Consider the following 17987-nt stretch of genomic DNA (forward strand, 5'->3'; position numbering starts at 1 on the left):
CCGGGGCGGATGTAATGCCAAGCAACGTATCTCCCGCCTAAGCGCTGCTTTCCGACCGGAAATGGCATGGGAAAGACGATGCCAACCGGCTTGCCGCCACGTCAGCCCCGAACTAGATTTTCAGTGGAGTGCATCAAACATGAGGAGGTGGATGCCATGGACCTGCTCGTTGAACGTGTCGATGTGTGGGCGGCCACCATAGAGGACAGGCCTGGTGGTCTCGCCGAAGTGCTCAGTGTGCTGCGAGACGCCGGAGCGGACCTGCAATTCATCATCTCCCGCCGAACGCCGGAGGCATCCGGAAAGGCGGTCGTGTTTCTCGCGCCGCTTCAGAACGACCACGAAATCCGCGCCGCTGCGCAGGTGGGATTCAATGTCACGCCGAGTCTTCATTCGGTGCGCGTGATGGGCACCGACCGGCCTGGCATCATTGCGGAGCTGACCCAGGCCTTGGCTGCAGGGGGAATCAACCTCCGCGGCGTTTCGGCTGCCGCCGTAGGCACGCAGTTCGTCGCCTACCTGGCGATGGACTCCCTGGACGACGCGGTTCGTGCAATTGAGATCCTGCAGCGAACGCGATAGGTCACTTCCGTATAAATGGGTCGATGTCCCGCAACGGAAGGCGAATCCGGTACATCCGCGTCGCGCGGAGCGCCCTCCGCCGATGCATGGACGTCATCGAATCGAACCGGTGCCCCTCCTCCAAGGGGCACCGCAGGACCGACTGATGCCTAGTTGCTAGGCCGCGTGCGGATGAGATTGTGCCCAGTCATGCGTTGGAAGCACAGTGTGTCCCATGCTCTCGTTGATCACCATGGCTGCCGACGCATAGAACGCCAGCAGGGCCGTGATCAAGCCTGTATACCCGCCGATCTTCGTAGCCAGGCCCGAGCCCGTAAATTCGCCGATGGCCAGCAGCAGAAACGTGATCCACAACGCCAGGAACACCAGTTGCACGGATGTGCTCGTGTGCAGCGAGCCGATCCACAAGTAGAACGTGAAGACGCTCCACACCAGCAGATACCAGCCGACGAAAGACGCAGGCACCTTGGCGCTAAATAACGCGATGAACAGCGCAAAGGACCACCAGAAGGCGCCGTAACTCAGGAACGCTACCGTGCCCAGCGTGTTGCCGCGCGGATACTCGAGCACGCCCGCGATCATCTGCGCCGTGCCGCCAAAAGCGAACGCCAAGGCCAGCACCAGTCCCATGGCATCGGCGCTGTACCAGCCGGCGTTCACCATGCTGAGCATCCATGTTGTGAATGCGAACCCGGCCAGCCCGAGCGGCGCCGGATTAGAAAGCTTACCGTTCATAGATCGCCTCCGTGGTGGTTAGCCCGTGAGACATATCCGGAGGCGACGCCAACTCCTCGGTCGCCGCCGAACGCGACCGTGCAATGCTCGCTTTCAATGGCTATCGGCGCAGAAATATGAGTTTTGACCCTAATTCGGCGCAGCCACGTGCAAGCCTGCGCGGTTCATCTTCAGTGTAGGCTGAGTTGTGCCGCTCGCCGAGTCGGAAAGCGCTGAGTCATCGATATGGCGTTCATGTACTTGGGTCACGCCGCATTATTTGACGAGGCGATGCGAACGCGCTCTATGTAAGTTATTCATGCTGTACTCCGCCCTGCTTCCGAACTTCGTCGGCGGCCGGATGTGGCAACGCAGCACGGCAAGCCGCGCAATCACGTACTCACGTAGAATCGTGGCTTTAAAGCAAAGTAAGTCAGGGAGACGTCCTCATGCGTGTCGCATTCCTCGGGCTCGGCGTCATGGGTTATTCCATGGCCGGCCATCTGGTGGCCAAGGGCCATGATGTCACCGTCTACAACCGTACCGCTGCCAAGGCCGAGCGCTGGGTCGCGGAGTTCGGCGGCAAGACGGCCGCCACGCCGGCGCTGGCCGCGCGCGATGCCGAGGTGGTCTGCTCCTGCGTGGGCAATGACGATGACCTGCGCGCGGTGCTGGTGGGCGCGGACGGCGCCTTCTCTACGGCGGCCGCTGGCTGCGTCTTCGTCGACCACACCACGGCCAGCGCCAACGTAGCGCGCGAACTGCACGCCGCGGCCACCGCGCGCGGCCTGCAATTCGTCGACGCTCCGGTTTCGGGCGGCGAGGTCGGGGCGCAGAAGGGCGTGCTCACGGTGATGTGCGGCGCCGACGAAGCCGCCTACGCGCGCGTGGAACCGGTGATCGCGGCCTACGCACGCGCGGTGACCCGCATCGGCGGTCCCGGCGCCGGACAACTGGCCAAGATGGTCAACCAGATCTGCATCGCCGGCCTGCTGCAGGGCCTTTCCGAAGCGATCGCCTTCGGCGAGCGCGCCGGGCTCGACATGCCGACGGTGCTCGGCGTGATCAGCAAGGGCGCCGCCGGCTCCTGGCAGTTGGAGAACCGCGGCCCGACCATGATCGAGAACAAATTCGACTTCGGTTTCGCGGTGGACTGGATGCGCAAGGACCTGGGCCTGTGCCTGGACGAGTCGCGCCGCAACGGCGCCACCCTGCCGGTCACGGCGCTGGTCGACCAGTTCTACGCAGACCTGCAGCAGCGCGGCTGCGGTCGCGCCGACACGTCTTCGCTGATCAAGCGCCTGCGCGACTGAGCCGCAACTGAGCCGCCTCGGCGGGCGCCGCAAGCCATGCGCGGCGCCCTGCCCTGTACGACCGGCCCGATCCCTACCTTCAGTACGACTTCGGCAGCCCGAGCACGCGCTCGGCGATGTGGCACATGATCAGCTGCGCGCTGACCGGTGCGATGCGCGGGATATAGGATTCGCGCAGGTAGCGCTCCACGTGGTATTCGCGCGCATAGCCCATGCCGCCTAGAGTCAGCACGGCGGTCTGGCAGGCCTGGTGCGCGGCCTCGGCCGCCAGGTACTTGGCCGCGTTGGCCTCGGCCCCGCACGGCTGGCCCTGGTCATAGAGCCAGGCCGCCTTCCACACCATCAAGTCCGCTGCTTCCAGCGCCATCCAGGCCTGCGCCAGCGGATGCTGGATGCCCTGGTTCTGCCCGATCGGCCGGCCGAACACGACTCTCTCGCGCGCGTAGCGGGTGGCCGCCTCCAGCGCGGCGCGGCCAAGGCCCACCGCCTCGGCGGCGATCAGGATGCGCTCCGGGTTGAGGCCGTGCAGGATGTATTCGAAGCCGCGCCCCTCTTCGCCGATGCGGTCGCCCTCGGGCACCATTAGGCCGTCGATGAACAGCATGTTGGAGTCGACCGCACCGCGCCCCATCTTGTCGATCTCGCGTACCTCGATGTGCTTGCGGTCCAGCGTCGTATAGAAGAGGCTCAGGCCGTGGGTGGGCTTGCGCACCTGTTCCAGCGGCGTGGTGCGCGCCAGCAGCAGCATGCGGTTAGCGACCTGGGCAGTGGAGATCCAGATCTTGCGTCCGTCGACGCGATAGGCCGAGCCGTCGGCGCTGCGCACCGCCTGGGTCTTCAGGTGGGTAGTGTCCAGGCCCGCGTCCGGCTCGGTCACCGCGAAGCAGGCCTTGTCCTGTCCGGCGATCAACGGCGGCAGCGCACCCTGCTTCTGTGCCTCGCTGCCGAACACCACCACCGGATTGAGTCCGAACACATTCATATGAATGGAGGACGCACCAGAAAAGCCCGCGCCCGAGGCAGACACGGTCTGCATGATCAGCGCCGCCTCGGTGATGCCGAGCCCCGCCCCGCCATAGGCCTCGGGCATGGCGATGCCAAGCCAGCCGGCTTTGGCCATCGCCTGGTGGAAGGCGTGCGGGAACTCATGGCGCTTGTCCTGCTCGGCCCAGTATTCGGGGCCGAAGTCGCTGCAAAGCTGCGTCACCGCCTCGACGATGGCGCGCTGTTCGGGGGATCTCTCGAAATTCATGCCTGCCTCATTCCGGCTGGATGCCGGCGTCCTTGACCAGTTTTGTCCACTTGACCAGCTCATCTGCCACAAAGCCGGCGAACTGTCCGGGCGACTGCCCGAATCCTTCAAAGCCCAGCGCCTCGAAGCGCGGGGCGACATCCTTGCTCGTCGCGATGCGCGACAGCTCTCGGTTGAGCTGGGCGACGATGTCCGGCGGGAGCCTGGCCGGGCCGAACACGCCGTTCCATGAGGTGATGTCGAACCCCTTCAGCTCGGGCGTATCCGCAAGCGGCGGCAGATCCGGCAGCAGCTTGCTGCGCTGGGCTGTGGTGACCGCCAGCGCGCGCAGCTTGCCCGCCTTGACATTGGCGATGCCAGCGGCGACGTCCACGAACATCATGGGCACCTGGCCGGCGATCACGTCGGTCATCGCCGGTGGCGTGCTCTTGTATGGCACGTGCAGCAGATCCAGCTTCGCCATGCGGGCCAGCGTGGCACCGGCGACGATGCCGGTGCTGTTGCCGCTGGCATAGGACAGGCCGGGATGCGACTTCGCCCAGGCAATCAGTTCAGGCACCGTCCTCACCGGCAGCTTCGGATTGATCACCAGCATGAACGGCAGGTTGCCCATGCGCGCCACCGGGGTGAAATCGCGGATGGGGTCGTACTGCAGCTTCTTCATCAGCGACGGGTTGGCCGAATGCGTGGTGTTGGTGGTCATGAACAGGGTGTAGCCATCCGGCGCGGCCTGCGCGACCAGCTCGGCGGCAATCGCGCCGTTGGCGCCCGGGCGGTTGTCGACCACCACGTTTTCCTTGAGCGCCTCGCCCAGTTCCTTGGCCGTGATGCGCGCCACCGCATCGGTGCCGCTACCTGCCGCGAACGGCACCACCAGCCGGATCGGCCGATGCGGATAGCCCTCGGCCGCCCCCGCCGGCCCTGCCGGCGTAACCATTGCCGCGGCCGCGCACAGCCCCGGCAGAAAGACGGCGCGCAGCGCCGCCGGAATCCTCGACATCATCGTTGTCTCCTCGCGACGGCGTTCACTGCGCCATCTTGTCCTTGTAGTGGGTGTCCTTCACCAGCTTGGCCCAGCGCGCGCTGTCCTCGGCAAGGATGGTGGCGAACTGCTCTGGCGTGCTGCCGACGGCCTCATAGTCGATGGCCGCCAGCCGCTCCTTGATGTCGGGTGAGGCGACAATGCGGCTGACCTCCTGGTTCAAGCGCGCGATGATCTCCTTCGGCGTGCCCGCCGGCGCCAGCAATCCGGCCCAGGAGTTGAAGTTCATGCCGGGGATGCCCGCTTCCTGCATGGTCGGCACGTCCGGCAGCGCCGGCGAGCGCTTGGACGCCAGCACCGCCAGCGGGCGCAGCTTGCCGGCGCGGATCATCTGCATGCCGTTGAATGGATCGATGGTCATGTCGACCTCGCCCGCCACCACCGCCTGCAGTTGCGGGCCGGTGCCCTTGTAAGGCGCGCTGACGATATTGGGCGTGCCGATGGTGGACTTGAAGGTCTCGCCGATCAGTTCGATCATGCTGCTGCCGGCCGACAGGCTGAGCGGACGGCTGCCCGACCGTGCCAGCGCCACGAACTCCTGCACGGTCTTGGCCGGCACCGAAGGATGGACCACCATCACGAAGCCGATCGAGCTGATCAGGCTGATGGGCGCGAAGCTCTTGACCGGATCGTAGCCCGCCTTGTAGAGCACCGGGCTCAGCGTCTGGGCCCCGGCCGTATTCAGCAGCAGCGTGTAGCCGTCCGGCGCGGCGCGCGCCACCTGGTCGGTGCCGATGATGCCGTTGGCGCCCGGGCGGTTCTCCACCACCACCGGCTGCTTCAGCGCCTCGCCCAGCTTCTGCGAGAACAGCCGCGCCACCACATCGGTGGCGCCGCCCGGCGCATACGGCACCACCAGCCGGATCGGCCGGCTCGGATACGTATCGGCCCAGCCCAGCGCGGGCGTCAGGGACAATGCCGCGGCCAACCCTATCCAGCGGCGTCGGGATATCAAACTCATGCGCTCCTCCTTGCTTGCCTGCTCGGCGAACATCGCGAAATACGCTTCTAGCCTGGCTCCGTAAGTGCCAGGGCGTCACGAATCAGGCCGGGCGCACCACGCGCTGCGGCGACTCTTCATACGGCGGGGCATAGACCACCAGCAGCTTGACGGGTTCGTCGCTGACCACCGTGAAGACGTGCATCGTGTCGGCGGGAAAGAAGCAGCAGTCGCCCGGGCCCAGCTCGCGCACCTGGCCGCCCACCTCTGCGCGGGCGCGCCCCTCCAGCACGTAGCAGACCTGCTCGATGCCCGGATGCGCATGCGGCAACGCGCCCTTGCCCTTTTCGATGGTGCCGTGAATGACCTCCAGCTGCGTGGCGCCGACCGTCTCGCGCCCGATCAGGCGGCGGTTCAGCGTGCCGTGGTGGTTGGCGGGGTGGTAGCCCGGCACCTCGTCCGTCCGGACGAAGTAGCAAGGGGTGGCCTGCGTCATGTGTGTCTCCATCGCGCGTTCGCGCTGTTTTCATATTTGTGAAACTGATTTTATACTTATGAAAACACTAGTCAACCACCAGCAGATGCAGACCGCCGAAACCAAGGCGCCGGGCGCCCAGACAATGAATGTGAAGACCGCGCTGCGCGTGATCGAGATCATCGAGACCTTTGCCCGGGAGCGGCGCGCGCTGTCCTTGTCCGAGCTGGCGCGCCTGCTGTCGGTGCCGGCCTCCAGCTGCCTGGCACTGATCCGCACCCTGACCGCGCTCGGCTACCTGTACGAGACAGGCCGGCGCCAGGGCTACTATCCGACCGGCCGCCTCCTTGCCATGGCTCAGCAGATCGCGCGCCATGACCCGGTGCTGGACCGCGTGCACGACACCATGAACGAGTTGCGCGACGCTACCGGCGAAACGGTCGTGATCGGCAAGCTGCGCGATGGGCCCGAGGTGCTTTACCTGGATGTGCTGGAATCTCCGCACGCGATCCGCTACATCGCCACGGCTGGGGAGCGGCGCGAACTCCATTCCAATTCGATTGGGAAGGCCTTGCTGTCCACGATGGACAAAGCCGAACGCGAGACCTTGCTGTCGCAATTGCCGTTCACCCGCTTCACCCCGCGCACCGTGGCCAGTGCTGCGAAGCTCGAGGCCGATCTGCGCCGCAGCATCGAGCGAGGCTGCTTCGTCAATCTTGGGGAATCCATGCCGGACGTGGGCGCCTTGGCCTGGCCGGTCAAGCTGTCCGGCGAGTGGTACGCGATCTCGATTGCCGGGCCGGTCTACCGTATCGAGCCGAACCTGGAGCGCTACGCCGCGATGCTGCGCACCGCCTGCGCAACGCTGGAGAGGGATCCCCTTGATTTGGCTGCCCCCCGCTTGCCGAACACCGGCGCGGCTACGTGACACGCTGGATCGAGGAGCGGGTAGCCGGCGGCGTGCAATGAGGCCGTGATGCTTCACTACACCCGCCGGTGTCGCATTCGCCGGTGTCGCTTCGCCCGGCGTCGGTCGGCAAGCGAATCGCACTGCAATCACGCCGACTCCGCGACTCGAGACCGCTAGCTTTCTGCGCTACGCCCTGTATCAGCCGTTTTTCGCATCCCTGCCTGCCTCGTCCCGCCAGTCGCCGCCTAGCGCCTGCATCAACGCCACCGTATCCGCGTAGCGGCTCGCACGCGCCTGCACCAGGGTAATCGACGCCTGCCGGTACGTCTGTTCGGCCAGCATCACGGCCGGGTAGCCGATCTGCCCGACCTTCCATTGCTGCTGCGCGATGTTGAAGCTCCGGTACGCGGCACGCTCGGCGTCGAATGCCATCCGCAGCCCCCTGGCATCGGCCTCAATGGCATGCAGCGAATCGGCCACGTTCTGATAGGCAGTCAGCACGGTGCTGCGGTATTGCGCGGAGGCCTGCTTGTAGGCCTCCTCCGCGGCGCGTTGCTGATGCAGCAGCATGCCGCCCTTGAAGATCGGCTGCACCAGGCCTGCCGAAAGCCCCCAGAACCCGGTGCCCGATGTGAAGAGATCCCCTATCGATTGAGACGAACTGCCCAAGCTCGCCGTCAGCGTGATGTTGGGCAGGCGCGCAGCCGTGGCCACCCCGATCTGTGCGCTGGCCACATGCATCTGCGCCTCGGCCGCCCGAACATCCGGGCGCTGTCCGACCAGCCTCGACGGCAGGCTCAGCGGCAGCGTCCCGGGGAGCGAGAGCGATTCGAACTCGAACTGCTGGGATACCGCATCGCTCGGCAGGCGCCCGGTCAGGACCGCCAGCAGGTTGCGCTGCTGGGCAAGCTGCTTCTCGAGTGGCGGCAAGGTAGCTTCGACCTGGGCCAGTGCGGCCTCCTGCGCGGCCACCTCGGCGGCGCCAACCTGCCCCGTGCGCTGCTGCTTGCGCACGGCTTCGAGCTGGCGCGTGGACAGCGCGATGACATCGTGCGTTGCGCGGATCTGGGCGCGCAGCGAGGCTTCCTGGATCGCCGCGTTCACGACATTTGAGGTCAGCGTGAGATACGCCGCCTGCCACTGGAAGCGCGCGACATCGGCCTGCGCGACACCCGCCTCAACCTGCCTGCGGGTGGCACCAAAGACATCGGGCACATAGGAAACGCTCAACTGTGCCGTGTGCAGCGAGAACAGATCGCTGTTGTCGGAAAGCGGACTCGCAATGATCGTGGCGATCTTCTGGCGCGACGCCGAGTACTCGGCATCGACGCTGGGGAAGAACGCGCCGCGCTGCGCCGCCACGTTCTCGCGGGCCACACGCAGCGCGGCCTCCATGGCCTGCAGATTGGGATTTGCTTGCAGCGAGGCTTCCACCAGCGCGTTCAGCTCGCTGGAGCCGAACATTGTCCACCACTGCGCCGGGACGTCCTGCCCCGGCGCGAACTGCTGCGCTTGCCCGCCTACGGTGGCCGCCGAGGCGGTCTCGGCCGGCATGTCGATCGCCGTATAGCGGTCGGTATCCGGCGCGGCAGGCCGCTGGAAGTCCGGGCCGACTGCGCACCCGGCGGTGCCGAGCGCCAGCAGCGCAGCCAGGCTAATCGAAGTGAGTCGTTCCATTACAGTTCCCCTTCACTGACAGGGCCGTATGCGACCGGCGCTTCCGCGCGCACCCGCGTTGCCGCGCGTGCCTCGATCAGGTAATACAGCGCCGGCAACAGCACCAGCGTCAGTGCGGTCGCCGTGATCAGCCCGCCCACCACCACGGTGGCCAGCGGGCGCTGTACGTCACTGCCCAGGCCGTGCGCGAGCGCGGCCGGGATCAGGCCCAGCGCCGCCACGGTCGCCGTCATCAGCACCGGCCGCATCCGTTCGCCCGCGCCGCGGACGACGGCCTCTTTCAGGCTCACACCGCCGGTATCGCGCCAGCGGTTCAGGTTGGCGATCATGATGATCGCGTTCAACACCGCCACGCCGAACAGCGCGATGAAGCCTACCGCCGACGACACATTGAGCGTCATGCCGCGCAGGTGCAGCGCCACCAGACCGCCGAGCGTGGCGAGCGGCACCGCCATCAGGATCAGTGCAGGCTGGCGCAGGTTCTTGAACTCGCCGAACAGCAGCACGAACATCAGCGCCAGCACCATCGGCAGGATCACGGCCAGACGGGCCTGTGCGCGCTGCTGGTTCTCGAATTGCCCGCCCCACGCCACCTTGATATGGGTGTGGTCATACGGCACGTTCTTCTCGATCCGCTCGCGCGCTTCGTCAAGGAACGAGGCCAGGTCCCGCCCGCGCAGATTCAGGCGCACGGTAAGGTGGCGCTTGTTCATTTCTCGCGTAATGGTGGTCTCGCCTTCGGCCAGACGGATGCGGGCCACCTGCGCCAGTGCCACATGTGCACCATTCGCGGCGGTCAACGTCAGGTTGCCGATCGCGTCCGGATTGTTCCGCGCGCTGGCGACAAAGCGCGCCACCACCTCATAGCTGCGGTCCTCGACAAATACCTGCGTCACCGGGCTGCCGCCGATACCGCTCTGGATCAGCGCCATCACGTCGGCAATGTTGATGCCCAGCCGCGCCGCCGCCGCACGATCCACATCGATACGGACCTGCGGCAACGGCGGTTCCTGGTCGATGATGACGTCCTGTGCGCCCGGCACCTCCTTCAGTACGCGCGTGATCGCGTTGGCGACCTGACGGGTCTCGGCAAAATCGTTGCCATACACCTTGACCACCAGGTCGCTGTGCGCACCCGCGAGCTTGTCCAGCACGCCATCGATCATCGGCTGGGAGAAGCCCACCTGGGTACCCGGCAGTTCGCGGAAGCGCGTGGCCATGGCCTCGATCAACTGCTGCTTGTCGCGCCCGGAGGTCCACGTGCTGTACGGATGCAGGGTCACGGCCGTCTCGATATGGGACGGCGTGAACGGATCGGTGCCTTCATCATTGCGCCCGACCTGCGTCACCACGTGATCGACCTCGGGGAACTCCAGGGTCGCGGCACGCAGGTTGTTCGCCATCTGGCTGGCCTTGTCGAGCGAGATCCCCGGCGGCAGGGTCACCTGCAGCCAGATCGAGCCTTCGTCAAGGTATGGCAGGAAGTCCCGCCCGATGGTGGCGCCCAGGATCATGACGCCAACCAGCGTGGCGCCAGCAATGCCCAGCGCCGTGCGCGAGCGGCCGACCAGCCGGTTCAGGATTGCCTCGTAGCGTGGCCCGAGCCAGGCCAGCACGGGGTTGTGGAACACCTTGCGCGGCTTGCGATAGGCCCAGTAGGCCAGGCCCGGGATCAGCAGCAATGCCACCAGCAGCGCCCCGAACAGCGCAAAGCCCACGGCGAAGGCCATCGGCGAGAACAGCTTGTACTCGATGCGCTGGAAGGCGAACAGCGGCAGGTAGGCCGTGATGATCACAACCATGCCGAAGAAGATCGGACGCGCCACCTGCAACACCGACTGCATGATGTCGCTGCCGTGCAGCTCACTCTCGGCGTCTTCCTCGCGCCGGCGCAGGATGTTCTCCATCACCACGATGGCGCCGTCCACGATGATGCCGAAGTCGATCGCGCCGAGCGACAGCAGGTTCGCCGGGATCTTGAAGTGGTGCATCAGGATGAACGCCATCAGCAGCGACAGCGGAATCGTGATGGCCACGATGATCGCCGCGCGCGGGCTTCCCAGGAACAGCAGCAGCACCAGCGAAACCAGCACCATGCCTTCGAGCAGGGTCTTGCCCACCGTGTGCACGGTGGCATCGACGAGATTGCTCCGGTCGATATACGCCACCACCTTGACGTCCTTGGGCAGGATGTTCTCGTTCAGGTCGCGCACGGCTTCGTGCACGCCTTCCATGACGACCGATGGATTCTCGTTCTTGAGCAGCAGCGTGATGCCCTGGATCGTGTCCGGATTCTTGTCCATGCCCAGGATGCCGTGCCGCTGCGGGTTGCCCAGCACGACCCGGCCGAGATCCTTGACCAGCACCGGCACGCCGTTCTTCTGCGTGACGACGATATTGCCGAGATCGTCCAGATTGCGGATCAACCCTACGCCGCGCACTACCATGCCCTGTTCGCCGCGGTTGAGGATGCTCCCGCCAGCGTTGGCGTTGTTCTGCGAGATCGCCTGCGTGATCTGGTTCAGCGAGATGTTGTACTTGGACAGCATCAGCGGATCGAACTCGAGCATGAACTGCGTGGTCAGGCCGCCGAAGTTGGCCACGTCCACCACGCCCGCCACCTGCTTCAAGCGGGGAATGACCTTCCAGAACTGGAGTTCCGACAGCTCGCGTAGATCGCGGGTCTTCGAGACCAGCGTATAGCGGTAGATCTCACCAATCGGTGAAGTCAGCGGATCGAGCGTTGCCTGCGCGCCGTAGGGCAGAGTAATGCTGCTGATCCGCTCCTGCAGGCGTTGGCGCGACCAGTAGTCCTCCGCGCCGTCCTTGAACACCACCGTGATCAGGGACAGGCCGAAGGTGCTCTTGGAACGCATCACATGCATGCCAGGCACACCCATGATCTCGCGTTCGAGCGGAATGGTGATCTGCTGTTCCACTTCCTCGGCGGCCAGGCCGTTGACCTGCGTGACCACCTGCGACGTGGTATCGGCAATGTCCGGATACGCTTCCAGCGGCAGTTGCTTCCAGGCATACCAGCCGTACAGCGCGACCATCACGAACACCAGCGACACGATCCCGCGCCGGTTGAAGCAAAGGGTGACGAGACGCTCAATCATTCAGCAGCACCCCTTCCTTCACCACCACGCGATCACCCGCGGCCAGGCCGGACTTCACCTCCATGCGGTCGCCGAGCTGCGCGCCAAGCTTGATCACGCGCGGCTCGAACTGCCAAGGCGCCACTTCGATGAATGCGCGCGTGTAGAACCCGCTCTGGACGATGGCCGACATCGGAATGACGATGCCTTCATGCGGCTGCGACAGGAACGTGGCCTGCGCGAACATGCCCGGCTTCAGCTTGGCGTCAGGGTTGTCGAACACAAGGCGCACCTTGGTCGTGCGGGTATCGGCGTCGAGGATATCGCCCACGTAGCGCACCTTGCCCGGCCGCGGCTCGCCGTAGGCATCGAACTTGACGGTGGCCGACTGGCCGACGTACACGTGGCCGAGGTCCTTTTCCTGTGCGTTTGCCGTGACGAAGACATGGGAAAGATCGGCCACGGTCATCAGCGACGCGGTGGTGTCGTTCCAGTAACCGCCGGTGGCGGCATTGAGTTCGACCACGCGCCCGCTGATCGGCGAGCGAACGGTCAGGACATGGCCACCACCCGCCACTTGCGCCGTGGCGCCACCCTTGGCGCCGAGCAGGGCCAGGCGCGCATTGGCCCGTTCGGATTCGCTGGCAGCCTGGTCGTAGTCGCTCTGGGCCTGCTCGAAATCGCGCTTCGCGGCGATTTCCGACTTGTCGAGCTCGCGCTGGCGGTCCAGGTTACGGCGCGCCATCGTCAGCGCGGCACGGGCCTTGGCGGCATCGCTGGTGGCCTGCGCCAGATCGGCTGAATCGATCGAGAACAGCACGTCGCCAGCCTTCACCGCGTCGCCAAGCTGCTTGTTCAGCGTGACAATGCGGCCCGCCAGCGGGGGCAGCACCTTGACCAGCTTGGCCGGGTCCGCCTCGACGATGGCCGGCAGGTTGAACGGCGCGGCCACCGTTTCGAGCGTGGCGGGGGCCACAACCAGGGTGCGGCGCAGTGGCGAGTCGGCGGGCACGATCAGGCGCTCGCCTTCATGGCGCACGGCAACGGGAGGGTCCGCGCGCTTCTGCTCGCCCTTGGCGCGCAGCGCCCACATTCCTGCGCCACCCAGACCCAATACGATCAGTGCGGAAAGCCAGTAGGCAGCGCGCCCGGGAAGGGCTGGCCTGTTATTCATCATTCACTCCGACGCTGATATGCAGAAAGATATGAAACCGCCACATGCGGAAATTTCTGCCAATGGTACGCATGCGTGCTGCGGCGCACCCTGAATTCTTCTTCAGGCGGGGGCGCGCTCGCAATAGGCCGTTCAGGGGGCTGATAGAATCTGCCCCGACCCCGAAAGGCCAACCCATGAGGATCCTATTATTAGATGACGACCAGAAGGCAGCACGATTGCTGGCTCGCGGTCTGCAGGAAGAAGGTTATGACGTGGAGACGGCGCATTCGGTTGACACGGCCGCGTCGCACGACTGTACCGCCTTCAGCCTGCTCATCCTCGACTGGATGCTCCCCGGCAAGAGCGGCGTCGACTTCTGCCGGGAACTGCGCGCCCAGGGCGTGCGCACGCCGATCCTGATGCTGACCGCGCGCGACGCGGTGGCCGACCGCATCGCCGGCCTGGACACCGGCGCCGACGACTATCTGACCAAGCCGTTCGTATTCGAGGAACTGCTGGCGCGCGTGCGGGCGTTGCTGCGCCGCGTGGAGCTGGCACAACCCGCGCAGATCACGCTGGACGACCTGGTCATCGATCCGAAATCCCGCGCGGTCACACGCGCCGGCGCTCGGCTCGACCTCACGCCGAAGGAGTATGCGATCCTGACGTTGCTGGTCGCCCACGCCGGAGAAGTGGTCAGCCGTGCCCAGCTTGCGGAACGCATCTGGCACGCGGACCTGATCGCCATCGACAACCTGATCGACGTCCACATGAAGAACCTGCGCCGCAAACTCGACCCTCCGGGCATGCCGGTGCTGATCCATACCGTGCGGGGCCAGGGGTTCCGGCTTGCACCGGCGGGAGCCTCCTGACGTGCTGAACTTCCGGCAGCGGCTGGTCCTGACGCACTGGGCGGTCATCGTCGTGATCGTTGCCTGCGCGGCGTTCGCCGGGTGGTGGCAGCTTTCCCGCCTGGTACACGGACAGCTCGACGCTGCGCTGCTGGCACTGGCGGAGACCGAGGCCGGCATGCAGGCCGAAAGCCACGGAGAGCCTGTCAGGGCGCATGAGCGCCCTCCCGGCTCGGCGCCACCCTCGCTGGTGCGCCTGGACCGCCTGGTGCAGATCGTCAACGCCAGGGGCGAGGTCCTGGCGCGCAGCGCCAACCTCGGCAATGCCAGCCTGCCCGCGCCGCCCGCCCTGCTGGCCGAGATCGCATCCGGTGGGCAAGAAGTGTTCCAAACGCTGCCGAACTTCGGCGACGAGCCACTGCGCATGGTGTCCGTCCCCGCAGTGGCGAACGGCAAGCCCGTCGTCGTCCAGGTGGCGGGCTCGCTGGACGATGCGCGCAAGGTGCTGGCATCGGCAACGATCCTGTTCAGCATCATGGCGGCGGCACTGCTGGCCGCAGTCGGCGCGGCCGGGGTGGTGCTGACGCGACGCACGTTCCGTGGCATCAACGACGTCGTGAAACAGGCCCGGCTCATCGGCGACGCCAATCTCGGCGAACGCCTGCCGCACCCGGGCGCATCGGACGAGATCGGCCAGCTAGTCGACACGCTGAACGCGATGCTCGACCGGCTCGAACAGGCGTTCGACCAGCAACGGCGCTTCACCGCCGATGCGTCGCACGAGTTGCGCTCGCCGCTGTCACGGCTGCGTACCGAGATCGAAGTGACGCTGCGGCGCCCGCGCGAAAGCCAGGAGTATCGGGACACCCTGCACTCCTGCCTGGATGAAGTCGGCCGCCTGACACGGCTGATCGAGGAATTGCTGATGCTCGCGCGCTTCGATGCGGGTCAGGACCGCCCGAGCGGCGAGGCGCCGGCGCTGAACGCACTGATTGCCGAGACACTGCTGCGCGCGGGCCCTGTCGCCCGCGAGCGGCAGATCGATTTCGTGGTGCACAATGATGCGGCGGCCGGCGCCAGGGTGGCGCATGCATCGGTCAGCCTGGTGCTGGCCAACCTCGTGGACAACGCGTTGAAGTTCTCTCCGCCGGGCGGCAAGATCACGGTGGACTGCGCCACCGACGCGCAGGACACCCTGTTGAAGGTCACCGACGAAGGGCCCGGCATTCCGCAAGACGAACTGCCTTACCTGTTCGACCGCTTCTTCCGCGGCGCAAGCGCGCGGGCATCGGAAAGCGAGGGGGTGGGCCTCGGCCTGGCCCTGTCGCAGTCCATCATTCACGCGCAGGGCGGGCATATCGAGGCCGCCAACGCGCCTGGCGGCGGCGCGGTCTTCACGGTCAGGATCCCCCTCGCGCGACAGGAATCCGATTCGTGGAGAAACTGAAGATTCGTGGAGAACCTGAAGAAGAATTCAGTGTACGCAGCGGCACCCCCTTGATAATCTCCGTCCCGTCAAGGCAAACCTGGGGAGACCCTCAAATGGACAGTTGTTCTAGTCGATCTTCGAAGCAAGGTTAAGCAAGCCACCCGCATCCCTTTGCCGCTGGCTTGCATCGATCGCAAGTCACGCAGCGGCAATGCCGGGCTCCTCAGCCCGCCGCGCGCCACTCGCACTCGCCTGCTCTCGCAGGCCCCGCTGTCCGGTCATGCTCAGCCGGATGGCCAAGGAGTCGGAAATGCGCAAATTCTTCTCTTCCACCACCCGGACCTCCGCACTCACGGAACGTCTGTCATCCCCGTTCCTGCGCGCCCAAGTACCGTCGGACACCTCAACCGCGAAATCGTCTGGCCATGGCGGCCGCCGTGTAGCATCCGGCAACGCACCGATGACCGACCGGCAATACGCTGATGCGGCCGTCCGGTTTTGCCGCACGCTCTGGTAATTCCATATATCGTCCGTCCCTCACGGCGTGTCATCGCCATGTGTCGTCGCGAAATGCAACCCTGTTGAGCCTGTCCGTTCGGAGCCAAACGCGGACGCCGGCATATGTTTCAGCGCTGAAACATATGACTGACACCGGTCCGTGCTAGGCCAAGCGCAGCGTCGCCCTGCAGCCGGCGCGGAACGCACAGGAGCCCGCGGCGGCACGGGGTGCGCTACTCTTGCGCAAGCGCGCCCGCGCGCATCCTCATCACGACGCAAAGCGAAGAAGAAAAGAGGCTCACGCCATCATGAATACGTCACGACGCAGCTTTCTGGCCTCCGGGCTCGGCCTGGGCACCGTACTGGTGCTGCCGCGGCAGGCCGCCGCCGAAACCCCGCATCTGGATGAATCCGACCCGGCAGCGCGGGCCGTCGGCTACGTGCACGACGCCAGCAAAGTGGACAAGGTCAGGTTTCCCGCCTATGCGCAGGGACAGGACTGCGGCAGTTGCTCGCTCTACCAGGGCGACGCCGGTGCGGCCTGGGGCGGTTGCGTGCTGTTCGGCGACAAGCAGGTCGCGGCGCGCGGTTGGTGCAGTGCCTACACGAATATGTAGGCCCGCATAGAGGACCATCCCACCGCGCTTCGCACGCGCGGCGACACAGCGGCCCGGCGGGGCTCGGAGACTCAGCGCCGCAGTGCCTCGGTGCTCCGGCCCTTGAGCGGCTCGGCCGTGCTCGCGCTGCGCGACGGCTGCAAGCGGCGCCACGCCAGCAGCGGCAAGCGCAGCAGGCCACCGGCAAGCAGGCGCAGGTGCATCCAGCTCAGCAGCAGGTTGTCGCGCAGGTAGTTGAAGTGCGAAACGCCGCCTTCGTCCGCGCGGAAATACCGCACCGGCGCGGCGATGTTGACCGGCCGCACGCCACGCCAGCACAGGCGCACGGCGACCTCCGGATCGAAATCGAAGCGGCGCATCCATGGGCGACCGTCCATGACCGCGCGCAGCGGCGCGATCGGATAGACCCGGAAGCCGTACAGCGAATCGCCGATTCCACCCCACAGGGTCTCGATATCGGTGAAGAGATTGCACAGGCGGCGGCCATACACGCGCTCGCGCGGCGCACTGGCGTCGAAGACGGGCCGGCCCAGCACGAGGGCGCCGGGATCGCGCTGTGACTCCGCCATGAACTGGCGGATCAGGTTGGCGGGATGCTGGCCGTCGGAGTCCATCGCCAGCGCATGGGTGAAGCCCGCCGCGGCGGCTTGCTGCACGCCGTAAAGCACGGCAGCCCCCTTGCCCGCATTGCGCGGCAGTTCCAGCACGCGCAGACCGGGATCCCGGGCGGCTTCCTGGCGCAGCCAGGCGACACTGCCATCGGTGCTCCCATCGACCACAACCCACACCGGGTTCCAGGCGCGGCGGGCGGCTTCCACCGTCTCCCGCACCTTTTCTCCCGGGTTGTAGCTGGGAATCAGCACCAGGTGTGTCTTCGATGCCACCGGTTCGTCGGGGGATAGGCTTCGATCCATCGCTTTCCTTCTCATGCGGACGGACGTCCGCTCAAGCCATGCCTTGACCCGACATCAGCGCGTGCGCTGTTGCGCCGTATAGGCCGCCAGGCTGCCCAGCGACTGGAAGATGCGTTCGTTGTCCGGGTTGTCGGAGCGCAGTTCGAAGCCATACTTCTTGGACACCAGCAGCGCAATCTCAAGAATATCGATCGAGTCGAGGCCGAACCCCTCGCCATAGAGCGGCGTGCCGGGTTCGACGTCCGCCAGCGCGATGTCAGTGATGTCGAGTTCGCCGATGATCAGGCGCGCGAGTTCAGTTTCCAGTTCGTTCATCGTTCAAGATTGCATTGGCTTGCGGCCCGGTTCGGCCCTTGCAGCGGGCGCAGCGCCGCGACGAGCGGCTATGTTACTAAGGTATACTCGCGCTCCGCCTTTGGGGCGAATTTTGGGGTGAATGCTACCAAGCCCGGCAACAACTCACTAGGTGAGAGAAGTTTCGTAACAACATTGTCGACGCGGCCGGAAACAATGCCCCGG

At 65.8% G+C, this 17987-nt stretch carries 16 protein-coding genes; 6 read left to right on the forward strand and 10 right to left on the reverse strand.

Translation table 11 applies throughout. From position 1 onward, the window contains the following. Positions 1 to 156 precede the first annotated feature (156 nt). On the forward strand, positions 157 to 582 hold the full coding sequence (locus AC1Z3O_RS27350; RefSeq protein WP_483519310.1) for an ACT domain-containing protein: 426 nt from the start codon (positions 157 to 159) through the stop codon (positions 580 to 582). Positions 583 to 738: 156 nt separating this feature from the next. Here the strand turns inward: AC1Z3O_RS27350 and AC1Z3O_RS27355 are convergent, their stop codons facing one another. Then, positions 739 to 1317 (reverse strand): acetate uptake transporter, encoded by a 579-nt coding sequence (locus AC1Z3O_RS27355; protein WP_483519312.1) that lies wholly within the window; start codon positions 1315 to 1317, stop codon positions 739 to 741. A 428-nt stretch (positions 1318 to 1745) separates the two neighbouring features. On the opposite strand from AC1Z3O_RS27355, the gene AC1Z3O_RS27360 reads away from it, so the two are divergent. After that, positions 1746 to 2609, forward strand: coding sequence for an NAD(P)-dependent oxidoreductase (locus AC1Z3O_RS27360; protein WP_483519314.1), 864 nt, complete (start codon positions 1746 to 1748; stop codon positions 2607 to 2609). Between the two features lie 79 nt (positions 2610 to 2688). On the opposite strand, the gene AC1Z3O_RS27365 is transcribed toward AC1Z3O_RS27360, so the two are convergent. The 4 genes from AC1Z3O_RS27365 to AC1Z3O_RS27380 all read right to left on the reverse strand — a co-directional run bounded on the left by AC1Z3O_RS27365 (position 2689) and on the right by AC1Z3O_RS27380 (position 6339). Next, positions 2689 to 3861, reverse strand: coding sequence for an acyl-CoA dehydrogenase family protein (locus tag AC1Z3O_RS27365; RefSeq protein WP_483519316.1), 1173 nt, complete (start codon positions 3859 to 3861; stop codon positions 2689 to 2691). A 7-nt stretch (positions 3862 to 3868) separates the two neighbouring features. Then, positions 3869 to 4861 (reverse strand): Bug family tripartite tricarboxylate transporter substrate binding protein, encoded by a 993-nt coding sequence (locus tag AC1Z3O_RS27370; protein WP_483522025.1) that lies wholly within the window; start codon positions 4859 to 4861, stop codon positions 3869 to 3871. A 25-nt stretch (positions 4862 to 4886) separates the two neighbouring features. Beyond that, positions 4887 to 5864 carry a Bug family tripartite tricarboxylate transporter substrate binding protein gene (locus AC1Z3O_RS27375; protein WP_483519318.1) on the reverse strand — a complete coding sequence of 326 codons (978 nt, stop codon included), beginning with the start codon at positions 5862 to 5864 and terminating at the stop codon, positions 4887 to 4889. Positions 5865 to 5946: 82 nt separating this feature from the next. After that, positions 5947 to 6339, reverse strand: coding sequence for a cupin domain-containing protein (locus tag AC1Z3O_RS27380; protein ID WP_483519320.1), 393 nt, complete (start codon positions 6337 to 6339; stop codon positions 5947 to 5949). A 124-nt stretch (positions 6340 to 6463) separates the two neighbouring features. On the opposite strand from AC1Z3O_RS27380, the gene AC1Z3O_RS27385 reads away from it, so the two are divergent. Continuing rightward, a complete protein-coding gene (locus AC1Z3O_RS27385; protein ID WP_483522027.1) occupies positions 6464 to 7246 on the forward strand; it encodes an IclR family transcriptional regulator in 783 nt (260 codons plus the stop codon). 180 nt (positions 7247 to 7426) lie between these two features. Here AC1Z3O_RS27385 and AC1Z3O_RS27390 read toward each other — a convergent pair whose 3' ends face one another. The 3 genes from AC1Z3O_RS27390 to zneB are packed head-to-tail and all read right to left on the reverse strand — an operon-like array spanning position 7427 to position 13177. Continuing rightward, positions 7427 to 8905: an efflux transporter outer membrane subunit gene (locus tag AC1Z3O_RS27390; RefSeq protein ID WP_483519321.1), complete on the reverse strand. Its 1479-nt coding sequence runs from the start codon at positions 8903 to 8905 to the stop codon at positions 7427 to 7429. Further along, positions 8905 to 12024 carry an efflux RND transporter permease subunit gene (locus AC1Z3O_RS27395; protein ID WP_483519323.1) on the reverse strand — a complete coding sequence of 1040 codons (3120 nt, stop codon included), beginning with the start codon at positions 12022 to 12024 and terminating at the stop codon, positions 8905 to 8907. The genes AC1Z3O_RS27390 and AC1Z3O_RS27395 overlap by 1 nt, the downstream gene beginning before the upstream one ends. Next, positions 12017 to 13177 carry a zinc efflux RND transporter periplasmic adaptor subunit ZneB gene (gene zneB / locus AC1Z3O_RS27400; RefSeq protein WP_483519325.1) on the reverse strand — a complete coding sequence of 387 codons (1161 nt, stop codon included), beginning with the start codon at positions 13175 to 13177 and terminating at the stop codon, positions 12017 to 12019. The genes AC1Z3O_RS27395 and zneB overlap by 8 nt, the downstream gene beginning before the upstream one ends. A 176-nt stretch (positions 13178 to 13353) precedes the next feature. Between zneB and AC1Z3O_RS27405 the strand changes: the two genes are divergently transcribed. The 3 genes from AC1Z3O_RS27405 (at position 13354) to AC1Z3O_RS27415 (ending at position 16554) form a co-directional block, all read left to right on the forward strand. Beyond that, the gene (locus tag AC1Z3O_RS27405; protein ID WP_483519327.1) at positions 13354 to 14031 is read left to right on the forward strand and encodes a response regulator transcription factor; all 678 of its coding nucleotides are present in this window, start codon (positions 13354 to 13356) and stop codon (positions 14029 to 14031) included. A gap of 1 nt (position 14032) precedes the next feature. Then, a complete protein-coding gene (locus tag AC1Z3O_RS27410; RefSeq protein WP_483519329.1) occupies positions 14033 to 15457 on the forward strand; it encodes a sensor histidine kinase in 1425 nt (474 codons plus the stop codon). Positions 15458 to 16245: 788 nt separating this feature from the next. Further along, entirely contained in the window at positions 16246 to 16554 is a 309-nt protein-coding gene (locus AC1Z3O_RS27415; RefSeq protein ID WP_483519331.1) for a high-potential iron-sulfur protein, read from the forward strand. A gap of 71 nt (positions 16555 to 16625) precedes the next feature. Here the strand turns inward: AC1Z3O_RS27415 and AC1Z3O_RS27420 are convergent, their stop codons facing one another. Further along, positions 16626 to 17468: a glycosyltransferase family 2 protein gene (locus AC1Z3O_RS27420; RefSeq protein ID WP_483519333.1), complete on the reverse strand. Its 843-nt coding sequence runs from the start codon at positions 17466 to 17468 to the stop codon at positions 16626 to 16628. A gap of 54 nt (positions 17469 to 17522) precedes the next feature. Then, the gene (locus tag AC1Z3O_RS27425) at positions 17523 to 17783 is read right to left on the reverse strand and encodes a phosphopantetheine-binding protein (RefSeq protein ID WP_483519335.1); all 261 of its coding nucleotides are present in this window, start codon (positions 17781 to 17783) and stop codon (positions 17523 to 17525) included. Between the last annotated feature and the right edge of the window lie 204 nt (positions 17784 to 17987).

The sequence above is a fragment of the Cupriavidus sp. 09_S30 genome (genome assembly GCF_056930435.1).